General features: G+C 58.4%; 12 protein-coding genes and 4 pseudogenes. 9 read left to right on the top strand and 7 right to left on the bottom strand.

Annotated elements, in window-relative coordinates; all coding sequences use genetic code 11:
• The first annotated feature begins 65 nt into the window (after positions 1–65).
• From FFH21_RS11095 to FFH21_RS11080, 3 genes and pseudogenes are all read left to right on the top strand, one after another.
• Positions 66–1,397: a deoxyguanosinetriphosphate triphosphohydrolase gene (locus tag FFH21_RS11095; protein WP_004661594.1), complete on the top strand. Its 1,332-nt coding sequence runs from the start codon at positions 66–68 to the stop codon at positions 1,395–1,397.
• Between the two features lie 165 nt (positions 1,398–1,562).
• A pseudogene (locus FFH21_RS11090) lies at positions 1,563–2,210 on the top strand (IS256-like element ISPsy17 family transposase); the annotation flags it as partial.
• 259 nt (positions 2,211–2,469) lie between these two features.
• Positions 2,470–2,844 (top strand): annotated as a pseudogene (locus FFH21_RS11080) (response regulator); the annotation flags it as partial.
• Here the strand turns inward: FFH21_RS11080 and FFH21_RS11075 are convergent.
• Together FFH21_RS11075 and FFH21_RS11070 are read right to left on the bottom strand one after the other, a co-directional pair.
• A pseudogene (locus tag FFH21_RS11075) lies at positions 2,806–3,333 on the bottom strand (glycoside hydrolase family 19 protein); the annotation flags it as partial. The pseudogenes FFH21_RS11080 and FFH21_RS11075 sit on opposite strands and share 39 nt — an antisense overlap.
• Positions 3,334–3,392: 59 nt before the next feature.
• Positions 3,393–3,722, bottom strand: a complete 330-nt coding sequence (locus FFH21_RS11070) for a hypothetical protein (protein ID WP_050772289.1) — start codon at positions 3,720–3,722, stop codon at positions 3,393–3,395.
• A 112-nt stretch (positions 3,723–3,834) separates the two neighbouring features.
• On the opposite strand from FFH21_RS11070, the gene FFH21_RS11060 reads away from it, so the two are divergent.
• Both FFH21_RS11060 and FFH21_RS11055 read left to right on the top strand, forming a co-directional pair.
• Positions 3,835–4,914: a tyrosine-type recombinase/integrase gene (locus FFH21_RS11060; protein ID WP_230383578.1), complete on the top strand. Its 1,080-nt coding sequence runs from the start codon at positions 3,835–3,837 to the stop codon at positions 4,912–4,914.
• A 78-nt stretch (positions 4,915–4,992) separates the two neighbouring features.
• Positions 4,993–5,574, top strand: a pseudogene (locus FFH21_RS11055) (Hpt domain-containing protein); the annotation flags it as partial.
• An 82-nt stretch (positions 5,575–5,656) separates the two neighbouring features.
• Here FFH21_RS11055 and FFH21_RS11050 read toward each other — a convergent pair.
• Complete coding sequence (locus FFH21_RS11050) at positions 5,657–6,001, bottom strand: YggL family protein (RefSeq protein WP_005732557.1); 345 nt, start codon at positions 5,999–6,001, stop codon at positions 5,657–5,659.
• Positions 6,002–6,331: 330 nt separating this feature from the next.
• Here FFH21_RS11050 and dacB point away from each other — a divergent pair, with 330 nt between their 5' ends.
• Positions 6,332–7,798 carry a D-alanyl-D-alanine carboxypeptidase/D-alanyl-D-alanine-endopeptidase gene (gene dacB, locus FFH21_RS11045; RefSeq protein WP_002553058.1) on the top strand — a complete coding sequence of 489 codons (1,467 nt, stop codon included), beginning with the start codon at positions 6,332–6,334 and terminating at the stop codon, positions 7,796–7,798.
• Positions 7,799–7,850: 52 nt separating this feature from the next.
• Here the strand turns inward: dacB and FFH21_RS11040 are convergent, their stop codons facing one another.
• Both FFH21_RS11040 and rlmKL read right to left on the bottom strand, forming a co-directional pair.
• Complete coding sequence (locus tag FFH21_RS11040) at positions 7,851–10,241, bottom strand: diguanylate cyclase (protein ID WP_011168368.1); 2,391 nt, start codon at positions 10,239–10,241, stop codon at positions 7,851–7,853.
• 140 nt (positions 10,242–10,381) lie between these two features.
• Positions 10,382–12,634, bottom strand: a complete 2,253-nt coding sequence (rlmKL, locus tag FFH21_RS11035) for a bifunctional 23S rRNA (guanine(2069)-N(7))-methyltransferase RlmK/23S rRNA (guanine(2445)-N(2))-methyltransferase RlmL (protein WP_011168367.1) — start codon at positions 12,632–12,634, stop codon at positions 10,382–10,384.
• A gap of 590 nt (positions 12,635–13,224) precedes the next feature.
• On the opposite strand from rlmKL, the gene rmf reads away from it, so the two are divergent.
• Positions 13,225–13,440 (top strand): ribosome modulation factor, encoded by a 216-nt coding sequence (rmf, locus tag FFH21_RS11030; RefSeq protein WP_002553055.1) that lies wholly within the window; start codon positions 13,225–13,227, stop codon positions 13,438–13,440.
• 138 nt (positions 13,441–13,578) lie between these two features.
• On the opposite strand, the gene FFH21_RS11025 is transcribed toward rmf, so the two are convergent.
• Positions 13,579–14,610, bottom strand: coding sequence for a quinone-dependent dihydroorotate dehydrogenase (locus FFH21_RS11025; RefSeq protein ID WP_004659287.1), 1,032 nt, complete (start codon positions 14,608–14,610; stop codon positions 13,579–13,581).
• Between the two features lie 251 nt (positions 14,611–14,861).
• Between FFH21_RS11025 and FFH21_RS11020 the strand changes: the two genes are divergently transcribed.
• Entirely contained in the window at positions 14,862–16,073 is a 1,212-nt protein-coding gene (locus FFH21_RS11020) for a CmpA/NrtA family ABC transporter substrate-binding protein (RefSeq protein ID WP_041924512.1), read from the top strand.
• Between the two features lie 14 nt (positions 16,074–16,087).
• Positions 16,088–16,663 (top strand): ANTAR domain-containing response regulator, encoded by a 576-nt coding sequence (locus FFH21_RS11015; RefSeq protein ID WP_011168364.1) that lies wholly within the window; start codon positions 16,088–16,090, stop codon positions 16,661–16,663.
• A 63-nt stretch (positions 16,664–16,726) separates the two neighbouring features.
• Here FFH21_RS11015 and FFH21_RS11010 read toward each other — a convergent pair whose 3' ends face one another.
• Positions 16,727–17,974 carry a glycoside hydrolase family 68 protein gene (locus FFH21_RS11010; protein ID WP_011168363.1) on the bottom strand — a complete coding sequence of 416 codons (1,248 nt, stop codon included), beginning with the start codon at positions 17,972–17,974 and terminating at the stop codon, positions 16,727–16,729.
• Positions 17,975–18,252: the final 278 nt, after the last annotated feature.

Here is an 18,252-nt window from a genome sequence, read left to right as displayed (position 1 = left end):
CAGGCCTTGCGGCAGGCGTGCCGAACCGGGAAGCTACGGCCAACATTACTGACGGAGTGAACGCCTTGGATTGGCAAACCCTGCTTAACCGCGAACGACTTGGCAAGACACTGCACAGCCCCGAAGAATTAGGGCGCAGTCCGTTTCACAAGGACCATGACCGGATCATCTTTTCCGGTGCGTTTCGCCGTCTGGGACGTAAGACGCAAGTCCATCCGGTGTCCAGCAACGACCATATTCATACCCGCCTGACTCACTCGCTGGAAGTCAGCTGCGTCGGCCGCTCACTGGGCATGCGCGTTGGCGAAACCCTGCGCGCTGCGCTGCCCGACTGGTGCGACCCAAGCGACCTGGGCATGGTTGTACAATCCGCCTGCCTGGCACATGACATTGGCAACCCTCCGTTCGGCCATTCTGGCGAAGACGCAATTCGCAACTGGTTCAATCAGGCTGCCGGACGTGGCTGGCTCGACGCGATGAGCGAGACAGAGCGCAATGACTTTCTCAATTTCGAGGGCAATGCCCAGGGCTTTCGGGTGCTGACGCAGTTGGAGTACCACCAGTTCGACGGCGGTACCCGTCTGACCTACGCCACACTGGGCACTTACCTCAAATACCCGTGGACCGCTCGCCACGCAGACTCGCTGGGCTACAAGAAGCACAAGTTCGGCTGCTATCAGAGTGAACTGCCAATCCTTGAGCAGATCGCTGGCAAGCTGGGTTTGCCGCAGCTTGAGGAACAACGCTGGGCGCGCCATCCACTGGTTTACCTGATGGAAGCCGCCGACGACATCTGTTATGCACTGATCGATCTGGAGGACGGCCTGGAGATGGACCTGCTGGACTACGCGGAAGTGGAGTCACTTCTGCTTGGACTGGTCGGCGATGATCTTCCGGAAACCTATCGGCAACTGGGCCCTGGCGACTCACGGCGGCGCAAGCTGGCCATCCTGCGCGGCAAGGCCATCGAGCACCTGACCAACGCAGCGGCCAGAGCATTCGTCGAGCAACAGGACGCCCTGCTTGCGGGCACGCTGCCCGGGGATCTAGTGGAACACATGCACGGCCCGGCCAAACGCTGCGTACTGAACGCCAAGGACATGGCGCGCAAGAAAATCTTTCAGGACAAGCGCAAAACGCTGCATGAAATAGGCGCCTACACCACACTGGAAATCCTCTTAAACGCCTTTTGCGGTGCAGCGGTCGAACAGTTTGGCGGCAGGACGCCCTCCTTCAAGCACCGACGTATCCTCGACCTGCTGGGCAACAGCGCGCCGGATCCCAAGGCACCGCTGCATGCATCGTTCCTGCGCATGATCGACTTCATCGCCGGCATGACCGACAGCTATGCCAGTGAGATGGCCCGGGAAATGACTGGCCGCTCCGGACAGATTTAGCCTTGATAAGGCCAGCCGAGTACCTGCGCGCATGCAGATACAACGCTGGTCAGACCTGATGAGACTGTCAGAAATTTTGTGTTCGGGCATAACATGTAGCTGGAGGTGCATGTATGCCGACCAAAAAGAAGTCCGCCAATGCAACAGCGAGGGAGTTGCCCTCGATTACCTGATGGCACGCGCGACATTCTGGGTATATGGATCGAGAGCACCGAGGGTGCCAAGTTTTGGATGAAGGTGTTCAACGACCTCAAGACTCGTGGCGTTGAAGATGTTCTGATCGCCGTCACGGATGGCCTCAAAGGAATACCGGAGGCGTTGGGGGCGGTTTTTCCTGCCACGACGCTGCAAACCTGCATCGTGCATCTGATCCGCAACAGCTTGGACTATGCCGCTTGGGATAAACGTCGGGCACTGGCCAAAGCACTCAAGCCGATCTACCAGGCGATCAATGCCGATGTGGCTGAGCAAGAGCTTAACGCCTTTGAAGCGGGCCCCTGGGGCAAGCAGTATCCGACTGTAGTTGCTGCATGGCGTCGCGCCTGGGATCGGGTTATACCGTTTTTTGTTTTTCCGGCGGGCATTCGCAAAGTGGTTTACACGACCAATGCCATCGAGAGCATCAATGCCCAGTTACGCAAGATCATCAAGACTCGAGGGCACTTCCCGACCGATGAGGCTGCGACGAAACTGATATGGCTTGGGTTGCGCAACATCACCGCCAACTGGGGTCATGCGGCACACGACTGGAAAGTGGCAATGAATCAATTTGCGATCCTGTACGGAGACCGATTTACCAGACCGAGCTGGTAAAACAAGGGCCTGCCTGACGGCAGGCCCTAACCAGCCCGAACACAAAAAAACTGATACTCCCGACCTGATTGCCTCGCAAAACTCAGACAGGCCCTACATGCATGTCAGACGAGTCCTATCGCAGCTTTTCTTGCATCCCTCAATAATTACAGCCACTTCGAATGCCACTCCGGCTCGTCATCCATCCGCCTGCGATACTAACGGTCCGCACGCCGTCTGCGAGGCCTGAACGTCTCGCCAGGGCCTTTCCGGAAAACTCATGTCCACACACAGCCTGCGCATCCTCCTGGTGGAAGATCACCCGTTTCAACTGATCGCCACTCAGGTGCTGCTCAACAATCAGGGCTATTTTCTACTGACTCCCGCACTCACCGCCGCAGAGGCGATGGCTGCCATGCAACGCAGTCCGGAGCCCTATGGGCTGTTACTGTGCGATCAGTGCCTGCCGGATATGTCAGGCCTCGACCTGATCGACGAGGCAGCCCGTCAAGGCTTGCTGCATCAGGCCATTCTTCTCAGCGGCCTGCCTGATGTACAGCTTGAAAACCTGCAGCAGCTTGCCACGCAGCGCGACCTGCCCCTGCTCGGCTGCCTGAGCAAACCCCTGCATGGACCTGACCTCAGCCAAGCCATTCGTGCCGCCGTTGATGCGTTTGGTGATGGTCAGAAAATCGCCCTTGTCTGCCAGCGTGTTGAGCCCGGCCCGGTGCCAGAACCATGCCGCCGACATCGCGGCGTGCTGCGGCAGCTCGAGCAATTCGGGATGGTTGATCAGGTCCAGGCCCAGCGCTTCGCCGCATTCCTCGTAGTTGGCACGCCCCGTCACTTGGATCAGGCCCCGCCCACGGTAAAGCTGACCGTCGCCGTCGGCCTCGGGTGTGTTGCCAAGCCGCTCAGCCAGCTTGCCGGTGTCGTACTTCGACAGGTAGGCGCTACCGCCCAGCTCGCGCACGTAACGCAGCTGGCCGGACTCATGACCGACCTGGGCGATGAACGCCGCGATGCGCAGCGGGGTCACGATCTGGTACTTGCTCATCGCTGTGTTGAGGACGGGTACAAAAACGCCGGCTCTCTGGCCGGCGTTCGGGAGGATCTGCAGCAGCTGCTGCGCTGTGATGGACATTCGGTTTTCTCCAGGCAAAAAAATACCCGCTCGATGGCGGGTTCGGTGGCAGGTGTACGTCAGGCCAGTGGTTCCTCCACCAGCATCGGGGCTGCGGCGATCTCTGGAATTGCAGGCGCGACGGGCCAGACCGGGGCCTGATGCCAAGTAGGCTGTGCGGTTACCTTGCCCAGCGCGAACTTGTAGGCCTTCCACGCCTTGAGGACAGGCGCGAGTGCTTCTGCTTCCTCTTCTTCCTCCTCGGTTGCATCGCCTGCCTCGATGCCATAGCCCAGGGTTTCAATACGATCCTGAATGCGGGCGATCTGAAAAGCCGCGGCGCTGTTGCGTGCCGCAAGGTCTGCCTTCGCAAGGGCAAGCTCGCGCGCCGCCTGCTCGGCATCTTTCATTTTTTTCGTAATGAGCTGAGACCAGTCGATCACGCCGACTTTAGATACCGGTTCAGGTGAGGGTATCAGCGTTCACCCAACCGGAAGCGTTGCACTGCACGCAGGCCAATTCATGGAAAACGCCTTTCACCACGGTTCTGCCCTTACAGGTCGGGCACTGCCTAACTTCTGTTTGATGAGCCTTGAAGGCGGGGCCACCGGAAGAGTGTTCGGCTTGGGCAAGGACAAGGCGGCAGCGATCATGGAAGCTGTAGCCGCCAATCATGCAGACGTGCTGAAGCCGACATTGGCGCAACGAATCGCAGAGCCAGTTGCAGTGGACGACCGCACATTCGCTGATTGGCTCGGCGAGTACGAACTGATCTACACCGAAAGGGGCTTAAGCGCGCAAACGACCAGGAGCATGAAAAGCAGACTCAAGACCGTGAACAGTGCTTTCGGCGAAAAGTTCGTACGCAATATCCGGACAATGGATATCGCGACGTTTCTCGCCACGTTCTCCAAGGCCGGGAAAGCGCCGATGTCAAAAGCATATAGGTCGCTGCTGCGGGATGTCTTCAACGAAGCCATTGCTGCTGGTTGGTGTGACCTGAACCCAGTCGACGCGACAAAGCCTGCACGTTCAAAAGTGAAACGTGCACGCCTAAGTCTTGAACTCTGGAAAGCCGCTCACGCAGCGACTGACAGGCCCTGGCTAAAGCGGGCGATGGAGCTTGCACTTCTCACAGGGCAGCGCAGAGACGATATCGGATCGATGCTATTCAAGGATGAGCACGACGGTTTCCTGCATGTCATCCAGTCGAAAACCGGCGCTCGACTGCGGATCAGCACCAGCCTCAGACTTGAAGCAATCGGCCTCGATCTCTCAAGCGTTATCAAATCATGCAGAGACAGAGTGCTGTCGAAGCACTTGGTGCATCACACACGAACTGTTGCCGTCGCAAAAGCAGGCAACCCAATAAAGTTGAATACCCTGACGCTTGCGTTCGCCGAGGCAAGGGATAAAGGTGCGGCAGCTCTCGGCATTGACCTGGGTGCGAACCCGCCCAGCTTCCATGAAATGCGATCTTTGGCAGCGCGGCTTCATGCGTTAGAAGGCCGTGATCCTCAGAAGCTGCTGGGGCACCGCAACGCAGCCATGACAGAAATGTACAAGGATGGTCGCGGGTCTGAGTGGATTGACGTGGCGTAATTCTTTTTAGGGGTATATTGGGGAAGTTTTGGGGAGGATTTTATGGCCAATAAAATCAACCACTTACATAATCGTTAAGTCCTCGACTGCAACATGCCGGTCATGAACGGCTATGACATGACCACTGCAATCCGCGCGATTGAAGACGCAGACGGCCAGCCACGCTGTCCGGTCTGGGGCTTCACGGCCAATGCGCAGCCTGACGAGATCGAGCGCTGCCGCGCAGCAGGCATGGACGACCGCCTCTTCAAACCCATCAGCCTTTCGATGCTCAGCGAACGGCTGACAGCCGTTTCGCCGCTGGCGCGCACACCTCTGCCGTTCAGCCTCGACAGCATCAGCAACCTGACCGGTGACCGTCCGGAAATGGTTGAACGCCTGCTTGCGCAGCTACTGCAAAGCAATCACGAGGACCGGCTGTTGCTGGCCAGACTGATACCGGAAAACAATCGCAGGAAAACCCGCGACCTGGCCCACAGGATCAAAGGTGCCGCACGGATCATCAGCGCTTCAAGGGTGGTCGATGCCTGCGATGCACTTGAGCAGGCCTGCGAAGCGGACACGCCGGATGAACAGTTCCATACCTGTCAGCAGGTTGTCGAGCTGGCGATGATCGAGCTTGAGGACGCGCTGATTCTGCAGCAGGCGAAACCTGACTGAAGACGTTTCAAAGACGATTTAGCGAAGGGGAACAAGCGGGGGAAAAGCAAGAGAGGCAGGCGCTGGCCTGCCTCCCGTTACATCAGGCGGCCGGGTTGATTTCTTTTTCCGGGTACCAGACGTCGATCAGCGGGCTGACAGTGACTTCTGTCAGTTCACTGCGGCCTTTGAGCCAGGCTTCGACAGCAACACGCTGTTCTTCGCTGACCGAGCCACGCTTGCTCAGGCAAACCAGACCGAAGTCGTCGCCGCCCACATAACCAAGACCGTTGGCTTCCATTGCTTCTTTCAGAAAAGCGTCAAGGAAAGCATCAATTGCCTTGTCATCCAGCTCTTGCTTGAAGTCCAGGTTCAGTTCAAAACCCAATTCCTGGAACTCGTCCACACACAGTTTTTTGCGCAGACGGCGGGAGCGGTTAGTGGCCATGGGACAATCCTCATCAATAAATATCGGGCGGCACTTTACCAGCTTGACGATTTAAAAGCCCGACAATTGCGGTCTGTCATGGATATCCGGTCTTGCGACAGTGATGCAGGCCCAATCGATAAAAAATAACGTTTACCGGCCTGCCCCCCATCACAAGCCCGCCCTGCTTGGGGCATAATGCGGGTCGTTTCATGCGTGGCACTGTATGTTACAAAAAAAGCCCGCTACGCATTCACTACTATAGTTATCAACATCGCAGCGAAATAGTTACCGAGGGAATTCATCCATGCCCTCTTTTTTATGTCCCCCCTTGCAGTAGGGTTTTATTCAATGATCAAGTCGCTACGTCCATTGTTGCTCGCGTCAATTCTTTTGCCACTGGCTCTGCCCTCCTACGCTGCCGTCATCAACACCACGCTGCCCCCCAAGGTTCAACAGGCTCTGAAAGCCAGCAAACTCGGCGATGACGCGCTTTCGCTGGTGATGTTGCCGCTCAACGGGCCGGGCACGCCGACCGTGTTCAATGCCGACGTATCGGTCAACCCGGCCTCAACCATGAAGCTGATCACCACCTACGCCGCGCTGGAAATGCTCGGCCCTACCCACCAGTGGAAAACCGAATTCTTCACCGATGGCACCCTGAGCAACGGCGTGCTGCGCGGCAACCTGTACCTCAAAGGCGGCGGCGATCCAAAGCTGAATATGGAAAAACTCTGGCTGCTGATGCGTGACCTGCGCGCCAACGGTGTGCAACAGGTGACTGGTGACCTGGTATTGGACCGCAGCCATTTTGTGCAGCCGCAATTGCCCGAATTCAATGATGACGGCAACGATGATAACAAGCCGTTTCTGGTCAAGCCTGATGCGCTGATGGTCAATCTCAAGGCATTGCGCTTCGTGACCCGAAACGATGACGGCAGAATTCTGGTCTCGGTCGAGCCGCCGATTGCGACCATTCGCATCGACAACCAGGTGAAGGCGAGCGCATCAAAGCAATGCACCGGGGATGTGCGCTACAACCCGGTCACCCAGCCTGACGGCAGCGTCAATGTGACGGTGACTGGCCAGTTGGGCAACGGCTGCAATTCGCAGACCTACCTTTCGCTGCTTGACCATCCGACCTATGCGGCAGGCGCAGTACGGGCCATCTGGCAGGAACTGGGCGGCACTATCCAGGGCAAGGACCGCGTTGGCGTTTTGCCCGGTAATGCCAAGCTGCTGGCCAAGGCTTTTTCGCCGGATCTGGTGGAAGTCATTCGTGACATCAATAAATTCAGCAACAACACCATGGCCCAGCAACTGTTTCTGAGCCTGGGTGAAGAGTTCCGCAATGAAGCTGACGGTGACGACGGCAAGGCTGCCCAGCGCGTCATCCGCCAGTGGCTGGCGAAAAAAGGCATCACCGCGCCGCATCTGGTCATGGAGAACGGCTCCGGCCTGTCGCGTGCGGAACGTGTCAGTGCCCGTGAGATGGCCATTATTCTGCAGGCTGCGTGGCGCAGCCCGTATGCTGCCGAATTCATGAGTTCGATGCCGTTGGCAGGCATGGACGGCACCATGCGTAAACGTCTGAAGCGCACCCCATTGCTGGGTGAAGCGCACATCAAGACAGGCACGCTGAACACGGTTCGCGCTATTGCCGGCTTCAGCCGCGACAGCAACGGCAACACCTGGGCGGTCGTGGCGATCCTCAACGATCCGCGTCCGTTTGGCGCATCCTCGATACTGGACGAGGTACTGGTCGATCTGTATCGACAGCCGAAACTGACCAACACCACGGTCTCGATCCAGCAATAACCACCCGCCGCTTGTAACCAGCAGACCCGCTTTCGAAGCGGGTCTGTGTGCGTCAGATCTGCTCAGGCTCGACCCGATCGCGACCGGCCTGTTTGGCGGCATAGACACCCGAGTCAGCGCGCAACAACATTGTGTCGATCCCCTCACCGGCTCTCCAGCTGGCGATGCCGAAGCTGGCCGTCACAACCTGATCGACGCCTTCGATAACCTGGTTACGCAGGCCCTCGCGCAGGCTCAAAGCCAGTTGATACGCCTGCGAGCCCCGTGTGCCCGGGCAGATCACCATGAACTCTTCACCCCCAAGGCGGCAGAACACATCATCGCTACGCAGGCGCTGGCTGATCTTTTCCGAAATCGCCTTGAGCACCTGATCGCCTGCGGCATGCCCGAAACGATCATTGATGCGCTTGAAATGATCGATATCGAGCATGATGATCGACAGGTTACCGCCGTGCCGGTCGATCCTTTTCAGCTCGGCCTGCATGCGGTCCTGGAAATAGCGCCGGTTGTAGGCACCCGTCAGTACGTCGGTGACCGACAGCGCGCGCAACTCCTGTTCGACACGCTTGAGGTCGGTGATGTCGGACACAAAGCCGTGCCATAGCACGCTGCCATCTACCAACCGTTCTGGCGTGGACGCAGCGCGCAGCCAGCGCTGGCCCTTGCGTGGCAGGTCGACACGGTACTCCTTGCTCCAGGGTGTCAGATGCTTCGCGCTGGCCAGAATAGAGCTTCTGACGCGCGTCAGATCCGGTGGCTGGATACGTCGCAGAACGGCCTCGGAATCGCCCAGCAACTGCGCTTCATCGACTTCAAACAGCTCGCACATGCCAGCGCTGGCGTATCTGAAGCGCGCACTGCCGTCGATAGCCAGGTGATACTGATAAATGCCGCCAGGCACCTGCGAGCCAAGTTTTTTCAACAATTGCCCTTGTTCGGCAAGCGCTTCGTTGACGCGTTTGTGCTCCGTGACGTCGATGCACACCGCCAGATACCCGGTCCAGAGCCCCTGATCGTCGCGCACGGCGGTAACCAGCATGTTCACCACCAGGGTGCTGCCGTCACTGCGCTGCAGGGTCCACTCCTGCGAAGGGTGATGACCGTCTTGCACGGCGTCGAGAAACATCAGCCGGGAAGCGCTGATCGGGTGCCCGCGGTCCTTGCTCAATACACTCGCGCGGGCCTCCAGCTCGGCCGGCTGATAAAGGTCCATGAGGCGCAGCCTGCCCAGTACCTCTTCCTGAGAATAACCCAGCATTTTCTGCGCACCGACGTTGAACGTCTTGATCAGCCCATCCAGGTCGGTTGCAATGATCGCCACTTCGGTCGCGGCGTCCAGCACACTGCGCAATTGCCCGTGCGCCGCCCGTAACTGCTGCCCGCGCTGGCGCAACTCGCGGGTACGCTGCGCCACACGCTGCAGCGCTCGCTGACGCTGGCTGATCAGGCTGTAGAGCAACGCGCTGAGCATCAGGCTCAAAAGCCCGCCAAGCCACAGCACCCGGCCCGGCATCATGGTCTGATTGCTCTGGCTGAAGATTTCCGTAGGGCGAACCTCGACCAGATAATCCCTGTCACCGAGGCTCAGAAGGCTGCTGGCATACAAATGATTGCGTACTGCTACGACCGGCGACTGGTAAACCTGCTCAGGCTTTGCCGGCGAACTGAGGTCAAGCATGGTGACCGCAAGATTGTCCTGCTCCGCTGTGCCGATGCTCATCAATTGCGTCAGGCTGATCACTGCAGTGACATAGCCTCTCAATTCGGAAGGCGACTGGCCGATGGAGAACACCGGCGCCACCAGCAAAATTCCGTACGTGTCTGACGGGTCAAGGGCCAACAGGCTGATACGAGGCGTTGCAACAATGCGCTTGAGTAAACGCGCACGCTCAAGAGCGACATGACGTACCGGCTCCGAGGCTATATCAAACCCCGACGGTGTCGGAACTTTGCTGAGTGTCTGGATGAATCGAACCGGAAAATACTCGTTGCGTACAGTGGCGGTTTTCAACGCACCGTTTTCATCCATTTCACGTATGGCGTATCCGGCTGAGCCCTCCTCACGCGCCTGCTGTTCAAAAGCGGCCCGCTCCGCCAGCGTTACTTTCGGGTTCCAGGCGTAGGCCTGGGTTCCAATCAGCAATGGCGCGACAAAGCCGTCGAATTCCGATTGCTCGACCTGATGGGAAAAGATAAAGAAGCGACACAGGGTGTCTAGCCGAGTGACCTGCCGGTCCAGACGCTCCTGAAGACGACTGAAGCGCTCCGCAGCAAGCATGTCGAAACGCTGGCGCAATTGACGCTGGTACAGCTCATTGTCGGCCAGCGCCAACATGATGGTAAGTGCCGCTCCGACCATCAATGCCAAAACGGCTATTGGCCACGCTGAGAGCTGGCCGTTGATGAAACTCAGAACTCTGAGCCTGAACCGTTTCGCTGTCATACACAGAAACTCATGACGCCAACATGCTGAAGCGTCAAGCTGGCTATGACTTCTGTTATAGCTATTCGCCAGTAATTTTCATAGGGAGCGATGAGCAAACCTGTACAAAACTGTTACAGGCAAGCTCATCACACACCGTATCAGGCACGCGCCATGATTTTCCAGGCGCGGTGAATCTTGCCGTTGCGGGCAAAATCCTGGTCGATGGTTTGCGCGGTAATATCCTCGACCGCATAGCGCTGACTCAGATTTTCATCGAGCACGAACTTGCGGAAGTTGTTGGAGAAGTACAGCACGCCACCCGGGGCCAGACGCGCCATGGCCAAATCGATCAGCTCGACCTGATCACGCTGCACATCAAAAATGCCTTCCATGCGCTTGGAGTTGGAGAACGTCGGCGGATCGATGAAGATCAGGTCGTACTCGTCGCGATTGGCCTGCAGCCAGGCCATCACGTCCCCTTGCTCCAGACGGTTCTTGTCGGAGAAGCCGTTCAGTGACAGGTTACGCCGCGCCCAGTCCAGGTAAGTACGCGACAAGTCGATGCTGGTGGTGCTGCGCGCGCCGCCCTTGGCGGCATGCACGCTGGCCGTCGCGGTGTAGGCAAACAAGTTCAGGAAGCGCTTGCCGGAGGCCTCGCGCTGGATACGCATACGCATCGGACGATGGTCGAGAAACAGGCCGGTGTCGAGGTAGTCGGTCAGATTGACCAGCAGCTTGACGCCGCCTTCACTGACTTCCAGAAACTGGCCCTGCGCGCTTTGACGCTCATATTGTTTGGTGCCGCTCTGACGCTCGCGACGTTTGATCACCACACGGTTCTTGTCAATGTTCAGCGCCTGCGGAATGGCCGCCAGTGCATCGAACAGCCGGGCCGAAGCCTTTTCCGGATCGATGGACTTGGGCGCTGCGTATTCCTGAACGTGAACCCAGTCGTGATACAGGTCGATCGCCAGCGAGTATTCAGGCATGTCGGCGTCGTAGACGCGGTAGCGATCGATACCTTCGCGGCGCACCCATTTACCCATCAGCTTGAGGTTCTTTTGCAGGCGATTGGCAAACATCTGCCCGCCTTCGCTCAGGCGCGCCTGTTCGACCACCACCGGTTCCGGCTTGATCGGGTTGCCGTTCTTGTTGAGCTTTCTTTCAACAACTTCAACTTCGACAGGGTTCTCGCGCTCGATCTGACGCTGCTCGGGTGTGCGACGCTCGCCGGTCACGAACTGATCAGGCGTGACCTTGATCAGCAGCAATTTGCACGGCAAGGCACCGTTCCAGAACGAATACTGCTTGTGGCTGCGAATGCCCATGCGCTTGCCCAGGTCAGGCGCGCCGGTGAACACCGCAGCTTCCCAGTTAAGGCAGGCCTGACGCAGGCGCTCGCCCAGATTCTGGTAGAGATAAAGCAGGCTGGCTTCATCACCCAGGCGTTCGCCGTACGGAGGGTTGCAGATCACCAGACCTTTCTGGTTTTGATCCGGACGCGGTTCGAAGGTCGCGACTTCGCCTTGATAGACCTTGATCCAGTCGCTCAGACCTGCACGTTCGATGTTGTTGCGCCCAGGCTGGATCAGCCGCGGATCGGCCTCGTAACCGCGAATCCATGAAGGCGTTTTGGCCAGCCCTGCTTCTGCGCGTGCCAGCGCTTCGTCGTGCAGCTTGCGCCACAGCGCCGGAACGTGGCCGAGCCAGGCAGAGAAGCCCCAGCGTTCGCGTTTGATGTTCGGGGCGATGTCGGCGGCTATCATGCCGGCCTCGACCAGGAACGTACCGACACCGCACATCGGGTCAGCCAGCGCGCCGCCCTCGGCAGCAATGCGCGGCCAGCCAGCGCGGATCAGGATCGCGGCGGCAAGGTTTTCCTTCAGGGGCGCAGCACCTTGCTGCAGACGATAGCCGCGCTGGTGCAGGCTGTGGCCAGAGAGGTCGAGAGACAGAATTGCCTCGCCGCGATCCAGGCGCAGGTGCACGCGCAGGTCAGGGTTGATCTTGTCCACTGATGGCCGCTCGCCATCCGGAGTACGCAGCTTGTCGACGATCGCATCCTTGACCTTCAATGCACCGAAGTGGGTGTTATCGATGCCCGACCCGTGGCCACTGAACTCCACTGCGATGGTGCCATCGGACTCGAGATGATCCTGCCACTCGACATCGAGCACGCCGTGATACAGGTCTTCGGCATCCTTCATCGGGAAGCGCTTGAGCACCAGCAGCACGCGGTTGGCTAGCCGCGACCAGAGGCACAGCCTGTAGGCGGTCTCCATGTCGGCCGAGCCGCGAATGGCCGATGTGTGCTCGCGGGTCTCTTGCAGACCCAGTGCCGTAGCTTCCTCGGCAAGCAGTCCTTCGAGGCCTTTGGGGCAAGTAAGGAAAAGTTCGTAGCGATCCGACATGTGTATTCCAGGGCCTGAGCCGTCTGCGGCGGGCAACGCATTGCCCTGCCAGATTTGAACAGGCGTCTTTCGTGGAGAACGCCTGCGAGGCACGTGATGTGTGCCGGTCCACCGCATGATCCTGTCATGTCATTGCGGCAGTTTTCGGGAGTATTAGAACAGATATCCGCCAGGACGATGTCGGCAATAAAAAGACGTAATTAAAAAGTCACGCTGGAAAAGTCACATTTCTACCGTGCCCATCGCGACCCTTCGTCGCTTAACCAGCCAAGGCATTAGGCCACCATACGAGACTGACAAGCGATCTCATCTGGCTCGCAAACCCCTGCGTCAAAAGGGTTGCGCCAAACAATCAGTGTTTGAACAGACCATTGCTTATTGCTCGACAGACCTGAATATGACGTGCTTATGACAAAACGATCATTCACACCGACCTGTGCTTTGGTTAGAAATCGTCTCAGGTCATCTCTGCAACGGTTATGACATCAAGGCCCGCGACGCCGGCAGCGGGCACCAACGGCAGAAGATTCTGCCCGACCTCATCAAGGGGTCTCAGGGATATTACAGTCAACAGACGAGGGCATTACCCTATGAGAAGACTTAAGCGTGATCCGTTGGAAAGAGCATTTTTACGCGGATATCAATACGGCGTTCATGGTAAATCCCGTGAGCTTTGCCCTTTTACTCTACCGTCAGTACGCCAGGCATGGATCAATGGCTGGCGCGAAGGACGCGGCGACAACTGGGACGGTATGACCGGCACTGCGGGCATCCACAGACTCAACGAACTTCACGCGGTCGGATGAGGCGATTCAAAGACTTTCAGGCCTCTGTCGGGCCACCCACATGATTGACTGATTCACACCTGTACCATGCACGCCCGACCCGGGCGGCGGGCCAACGCCCAGGGGCTCTCTCGAGGAGCCCCTTTTTTTGCCTTCGATTCAGCGTACGGCCGGTGGCATTGCCGCAATGGCGTCCACCGATTCGCGAATCAGCGCAGGGCCCTTGTAGATGAAACCGGAATAGATCTGCACCAGACTGGCACCTGCGGCTATCTTCTCGGCGGCATGCCGGCCTTCAGTGATACCACCAGCGGCAATGATCGGCAGACGACCTGCCAGCTCACCGGCCAGCACCTTGACGATGTGCGTGCTTTTTTCCCGCACCGGCGCGCCCGACAGACCACCCGCTTCATCGCCATGCGGCAGCCCTTCCACGCCCTGGCGGCTGAGCGTGGTGTTGGTGGCAATCACCGCATCCATGCCCGACTCGATCAGTGCAGAGGCCACCAGCACGGTTTCTTCATCGCTCATGTCCGGGGCAATCTTGATCGCCAACGGCACGCGTCTGCCGTGCCGCTGCGTCAGTTCCTGCTGGCGCAGGCTCAGGGCCTGGAGCAGTTGCTTGAGCGAGTCACCGAACTGCAGACTGCGCAGCCCCGGCGTGTTGGGTGAGCTGACGTTGACGGTGACGTAGCTGGCGTGGGCATAGACCTTATCCAGGCAGATCAGGTAATCGTCCACCGCACGCTCGACCGGCGTGTCGAAGTTCTTGCCGATATTGATGCCCAGAATGCCGCGATACTTTGCCGCCTGGACTCGGGACACCAGGTTATCGACGCCCAGATTGTTGAAGCCCATGCGATTGATGATCGCCTCGGCATGCGGCAGGCGGAAAATGCGCGGTTTGGGGTTGCCCGGCTGTGGACGTGGCGTCACAGTACCGATCTCGACGAAGCCGAAGCCCAGCTGCGCAAAGCCATCAATGGCTGCACCGTTTTTGTCCAGACCTGCTGCCAGCCCCACAGGGTTGGGAAATTCCAGCCCCATCACACTGACCGGCAACTTCGCCGGGGACTTGCTCAGCAGGCCATTAAGGCCCAGCCGCCCGCCTGCACCGATCAGGTCCAGCGACAGGTCATGAGAGGTTTCCGGAGAAAGTTTGAACAGTAACTGGCGGGCCAGGTTATACATGGCGGGATGGGCTCGTGAGCAGCTGAATTCAGGGTGGCGATTATAGACGCGTGCAGGCCTGTCAGGCGAGGCGCGAGACAAACTTGTTGCTCACTCTTCCCCGGCGATGGCATATGCCTTGCTTGAAACCGCTATCGGCACTCACTCCAACGGCGGAGCGGTGCATGGACAACGGCGTCGCTTCGACACTTGCATTGCAATGGGTCGGACGACGCCTTTTTTCTGGACGGACCTTTGATGAAGCACGCGCGATGAACGAACGAACCGGTAATGCGCTGGACTGGGTGGCCGGTAGTGACGCCCCGGAAATGAACAGCCTGGACGTGGGCTTCATGGCATTGACCGACTGCGCCCCGCTGGTGGTTGCGGCCACTCAAGGTTTCGCCCAGCCATACGGCCTGAGCCTGAACCTCGAGCGTCAGACCTCCTGGGCCGGGCTGCGCGACAGACTGGTCAGCGGGCAGTTGCAGGCGGCACACAGCCTGTATGGTCTGATCTATGCGGTGGAACTGGGCATCAGCGGTGGTCCGGCGACCGACATGGCCATCCTCATGGGACTCAACCAGAACGGCCAGTGCATCAACCTGTCCCGCGAGTTGCAGCAGGCGGGCGTGATCACTCCTGAAGCACTGGACAAACGCGCGCACCAAAGCGGATCAAGGCTGACCTTCGCGCAGACCTTCCCCACCGGCAACCACGCCATGTGGCTCTACTACTGGCTGGCCAGCCAAGGCATCCATCCGCTCGATGATGTGACCAGTGTCGTGGTGCCACCCACGCAAATGGCGCAACACCTGCAGGCTGGGCGCATCGACGGTTTCTGCGTCGGCGAAACCTGGGGCGCCAGCGCCGTTCAGCAGCAACTGGGCTTCACCATGGCGACCAGCCAGTCGATCTGGCCGGACCACCCGGGCAAGGTGCTGGGCTGTACCCGTGAGTTCGTCGAGCAGAACCCCAACACCGCCAGAGCGCTGATCATGTCCGTACTGGAAGCGAGCCGCTTCATCGAGGAAAGCGACCATAATCGGCGCAGCACCGCACAACTGCTCAGCGGTGCGGATTATCTGGATACCTCGCCGGACTGCATCGAGCCGCGCCTGCTTGGCCACTACAGCGACGGCCTCGGCAATCACTGGCAGGATCCGCATGCAGTCAGTTTCCATGATCAGGGGCAGGTCAATTATCCGTGGCTGTCCGACGGCATGTGGTTCATGACTCAGTTCCGGCGCTGGGGCCTGTTGCGTGAAGACCCGGATTACCTGGCTGTCGCCAGCCGTGTCCAGCAACTGGACCTGTATCGCCAGGCAGCTGATGCGCTGGGCATCGACGCACCCACTGCAACCCTGCGCAGCAGTCAGTTGATCGATGGCAAGGTCTGGGACGGCAGCGACCCCGCAGGCTACGCGCGTAGCTTCAAGCTCCACTCGCTGGCCGCCAACGCGCCCGCTGTGGCCAGTCGTTGACGGAGAACGTGACCATGCTGCGTATCCTGCTTATCAATGACACGGCCAGAAAAGTCGGTCGCCTCAAATCGGCATTGATAGAGGCCGGTTTTGAAGTAATCGACGAATCCGGACTGATCATCGACTTGCCCGCCCGCGTTGAAGCGGTGCGCCCGGACGTCATCCTGATCGACACCGAATCGCCAGGACGCGACGTAATGGAGCAAGTGGTGCTGGTCAGCCGTGACCAGCCGCGGCCCATCGTGATGTTCACCGACGAGCACGATCCGGGCGTGATGCGCCAGGCAATCAAGTCCGGGCTCAGTGCGTATATCGTCGAGGGTATCCAGGCCCAACGGCTGCAACCGATTCTGGACGTGGCGATGGCCCGTTTCGAGAGCGATCAGGCGCTGCGTGCGCAACTGCATGCCCGCGATCAGCAACTGGCCGAACGCAAGCGCATCGAGCTGGCCAAGGAGCTGCTGATGAAAATGAAGGATTGCAACGAGGAAGACGCGTACACCCTGATGCGGCGTCAGGCGATGAGTCGCCAGCAAAAGCTGATTCAGGTGGCCGAGCAAATTATCGCGATGAGCGAGTTGCTGGGGTAAACGAGCGAAGAACGCCTGCTCGCACAGGCGTTCTTCCGCTACCAGGTTAATGCGTGCAGTCGGTCAGCTCAGCACCACGTTCTTCATCGCGGGGATGTAGCCGTAGTCATACACTTCCTGCACAAACGAGCGATCGCCCTCCAGTAGAATCCTCACCGTCGGTGCCTCGGTACCGCCAATGCGGTAATCCTCGCCAGAGGTGGGTACGCTGTCGATGAACGAGGTCACCAGACCGTTCGGCATCACACAGTGCGAGTAAGTCTGAAATGGCTGTGCGGGCGGATTGCCCAACACCAGGCCGGAAGCGTTCATCGGCCGGTAAGGCCCGAACAAATGCTCGCCGACAAACCCGTAAACACCATCCGGACCCGTAACACCATCGGCATAAGTAAACTTGTGGCTGATGGTGAACAAGTAATACTTGCCGTCCTGAAAGACATAATGCGGGCGTTCAGTCTGATCATTGACGCCTACTGCGGTGACCAGCGGCGGAAGTATTTCCCACTCATCGCCACTGAGGTGTTTCGCAACGGCCAGTCCGATACAGCCGACTTGAAATCTGGCACCGCTTGTTTCCTCATGACCTGGCGGAACAGGACCAAGTTCTGCGGCGCCTACTGTATGCGTGCCGCGTTCGCCGGCGACATTGCCTTCAAAAACCATGTACAACTTGCCATCATTGGGATCAATAAACGAACTGGGGTCGCGAAAGTTCCAAGTCGAGTTCTGCGCTTCGGTTTGATAATACTTGCCGTCGGCCTCGAACAGTGTTTTCACCTCCGTAAAGTCTTTCAATTCCACGCCCTTGTCGGACGTCACAATACGGCCACGTACTTTGGCAATTGCCGCACCCGGCGTTACACAGGTGTAGTACAGGTCGATATCGCCTTTATCATTCAACAGTACGGGTGTGCCCGCCCACTCCCGGGTGGTTGGCGACACACCTTCGGCCATTACCCGGCCACCAAAGATCCAGTCCTTTCCGGTGCGCGAGTACCAGTAGCACATGCGTGCCCGGCCATGACGATCTTCCCAGTCACGCTTGATGTCATAGCGGCCATTGGCACCGACATACTGCGGATCGTCGGGGTGGCGGTCAGCCGTCAGCGTGACGATCACCGACCAGCCGTTGACTGAAACCACGGTGCCGTCAAGCTCGCGCAACGGCATGGTGTCCCAGATGAATACGGTATCACTCATGACCGGAAAATCCGGGCTTACCAGAGGCTGCGTGGTAGTCGGATCATTTTCATTGACCTTCAGCGCATCAGCTCTGGACCAGATGGTGGGTGCGTAATTGATGTTACTCATGATGATGTCCTTTATTGGCGCCTGCAATGAAGCGCGAAGAGGAAGACAGCCCGGTCGGCGCGGCTGTATTGCCGGGAGGTACCCGGGATCGGTGTTTCAAGCCCTTGAGGGCAACTGAAAACCGGAAAAAGAGCGAGTAGACGATTACTTTTTAAAAAGTAAACATTTATCGAAATTGACAGGCAATTTGCAATTACAGATCGCCGCAGTGAAGAGTAAATTCATTTCCTGATGGATGAGCCGTGTTAATCACGGTGCAATGAATGCTGTCAGAGATA

This window comes from Pseudomonas sp. KBS0707, assembly GCF_005937945.2.
Lineage (GTDB): Bacteria > Pseudomonadota > Gammaproteobacteria > Pseudomonadales > Pseudomonadaceae > Aquipseudomonas > Aquipseudomonas amygdali.
The sequence above is the reverse complement of the archived record's forward strand: the minus strand, read 5'-3'. Positions and strand labels throughout refer to the sequence as shown.

What these genes read in the sequence shown, in the direction of transcription:
- FFH21_RS11070 (WP_050772289.1), bottom strand. Translation starts at nt 3,722, where the DNA reads ATGAAAGATGCCGAGCAGGCGGCGCGCGAGCTTGCCCTTGCGAAGGCA.
- FFH21_RS11060 (WP_230383578.1), top strand. Translation starts at nt 3,835, where the DNA reads ATGGAAAACGCCTTTCACCACGGTTCTGCCCTTACAGGTCGGGCACTG.
- FFH21_RS11050 (WP_005732557.1), bottom strand. Translation starts at nt 6,001, where the DNA reads ATGGCCACTAACCGCTCCCGCCGTCTGCGCAAAAAACTGTGTGTGGAC.
- dacB (WP_002553058.1), top strand. Translation starts at nt 6,332, where the DNA reads ATGATCAAGTCGCTACGTCCATTGTTGCTCGCGTCAATTCTTTTGCCA.
- FFH21_RS11040 (WP_011168368.1), bottom strand. Translation starts at nt 10,241, where the DNA reads ATGACAGCGAAACGGTTCAGGCTCAGAGTTCTGAGTTTCATCAACGGC.
- rlmKL (WP_011168367.1), bottom strand. Translation starts at nt 12,634, where the DNA reads ATGTCGGATCGCTACGAACTTTTCCTTACTTGCCCCAAAGGCCTCGAA.
- rmf (WP_002553055.1), top strand. Translation starts at nt 13,225, where the DNA reads ATGAGAAGACTTAAGCGTGATCCGTTGGAAAGAGCATTTTTACGCGGA.
- FFH21_RS11025 (WP_004659287.1), bottom strand. Translation starts at nt 14,610, where the DNA reads ATGTATAACCTGGCCCGCCAGTTACTGTTCAAACTTTCTCCGGAAACC.
- FFH21_RS11020 (WP_041924512.1), top strand. Translation starts at nt 14,862, where the DNA reads ATGAACGAACGAACCGGTAATGCGCTGGACTGGGTGGCCGGTAGTGAC.
- FFH21_RS11015 (WP_011168364.1), top strand. Translation starts at nt 16,088, where the DNA reads ATGCTGCGTATCCTGCTTATCAATGACACGGCCAGAAAAGTCGGTCGC.
- FFH21_RS11010 (WP_011168363.1), bottom strand. Translation starts at nt 17,974, where the DNA reads ATGAGTAACATCAATTACGCACCCACCATCTGGTCCAGAGCTGATGCG.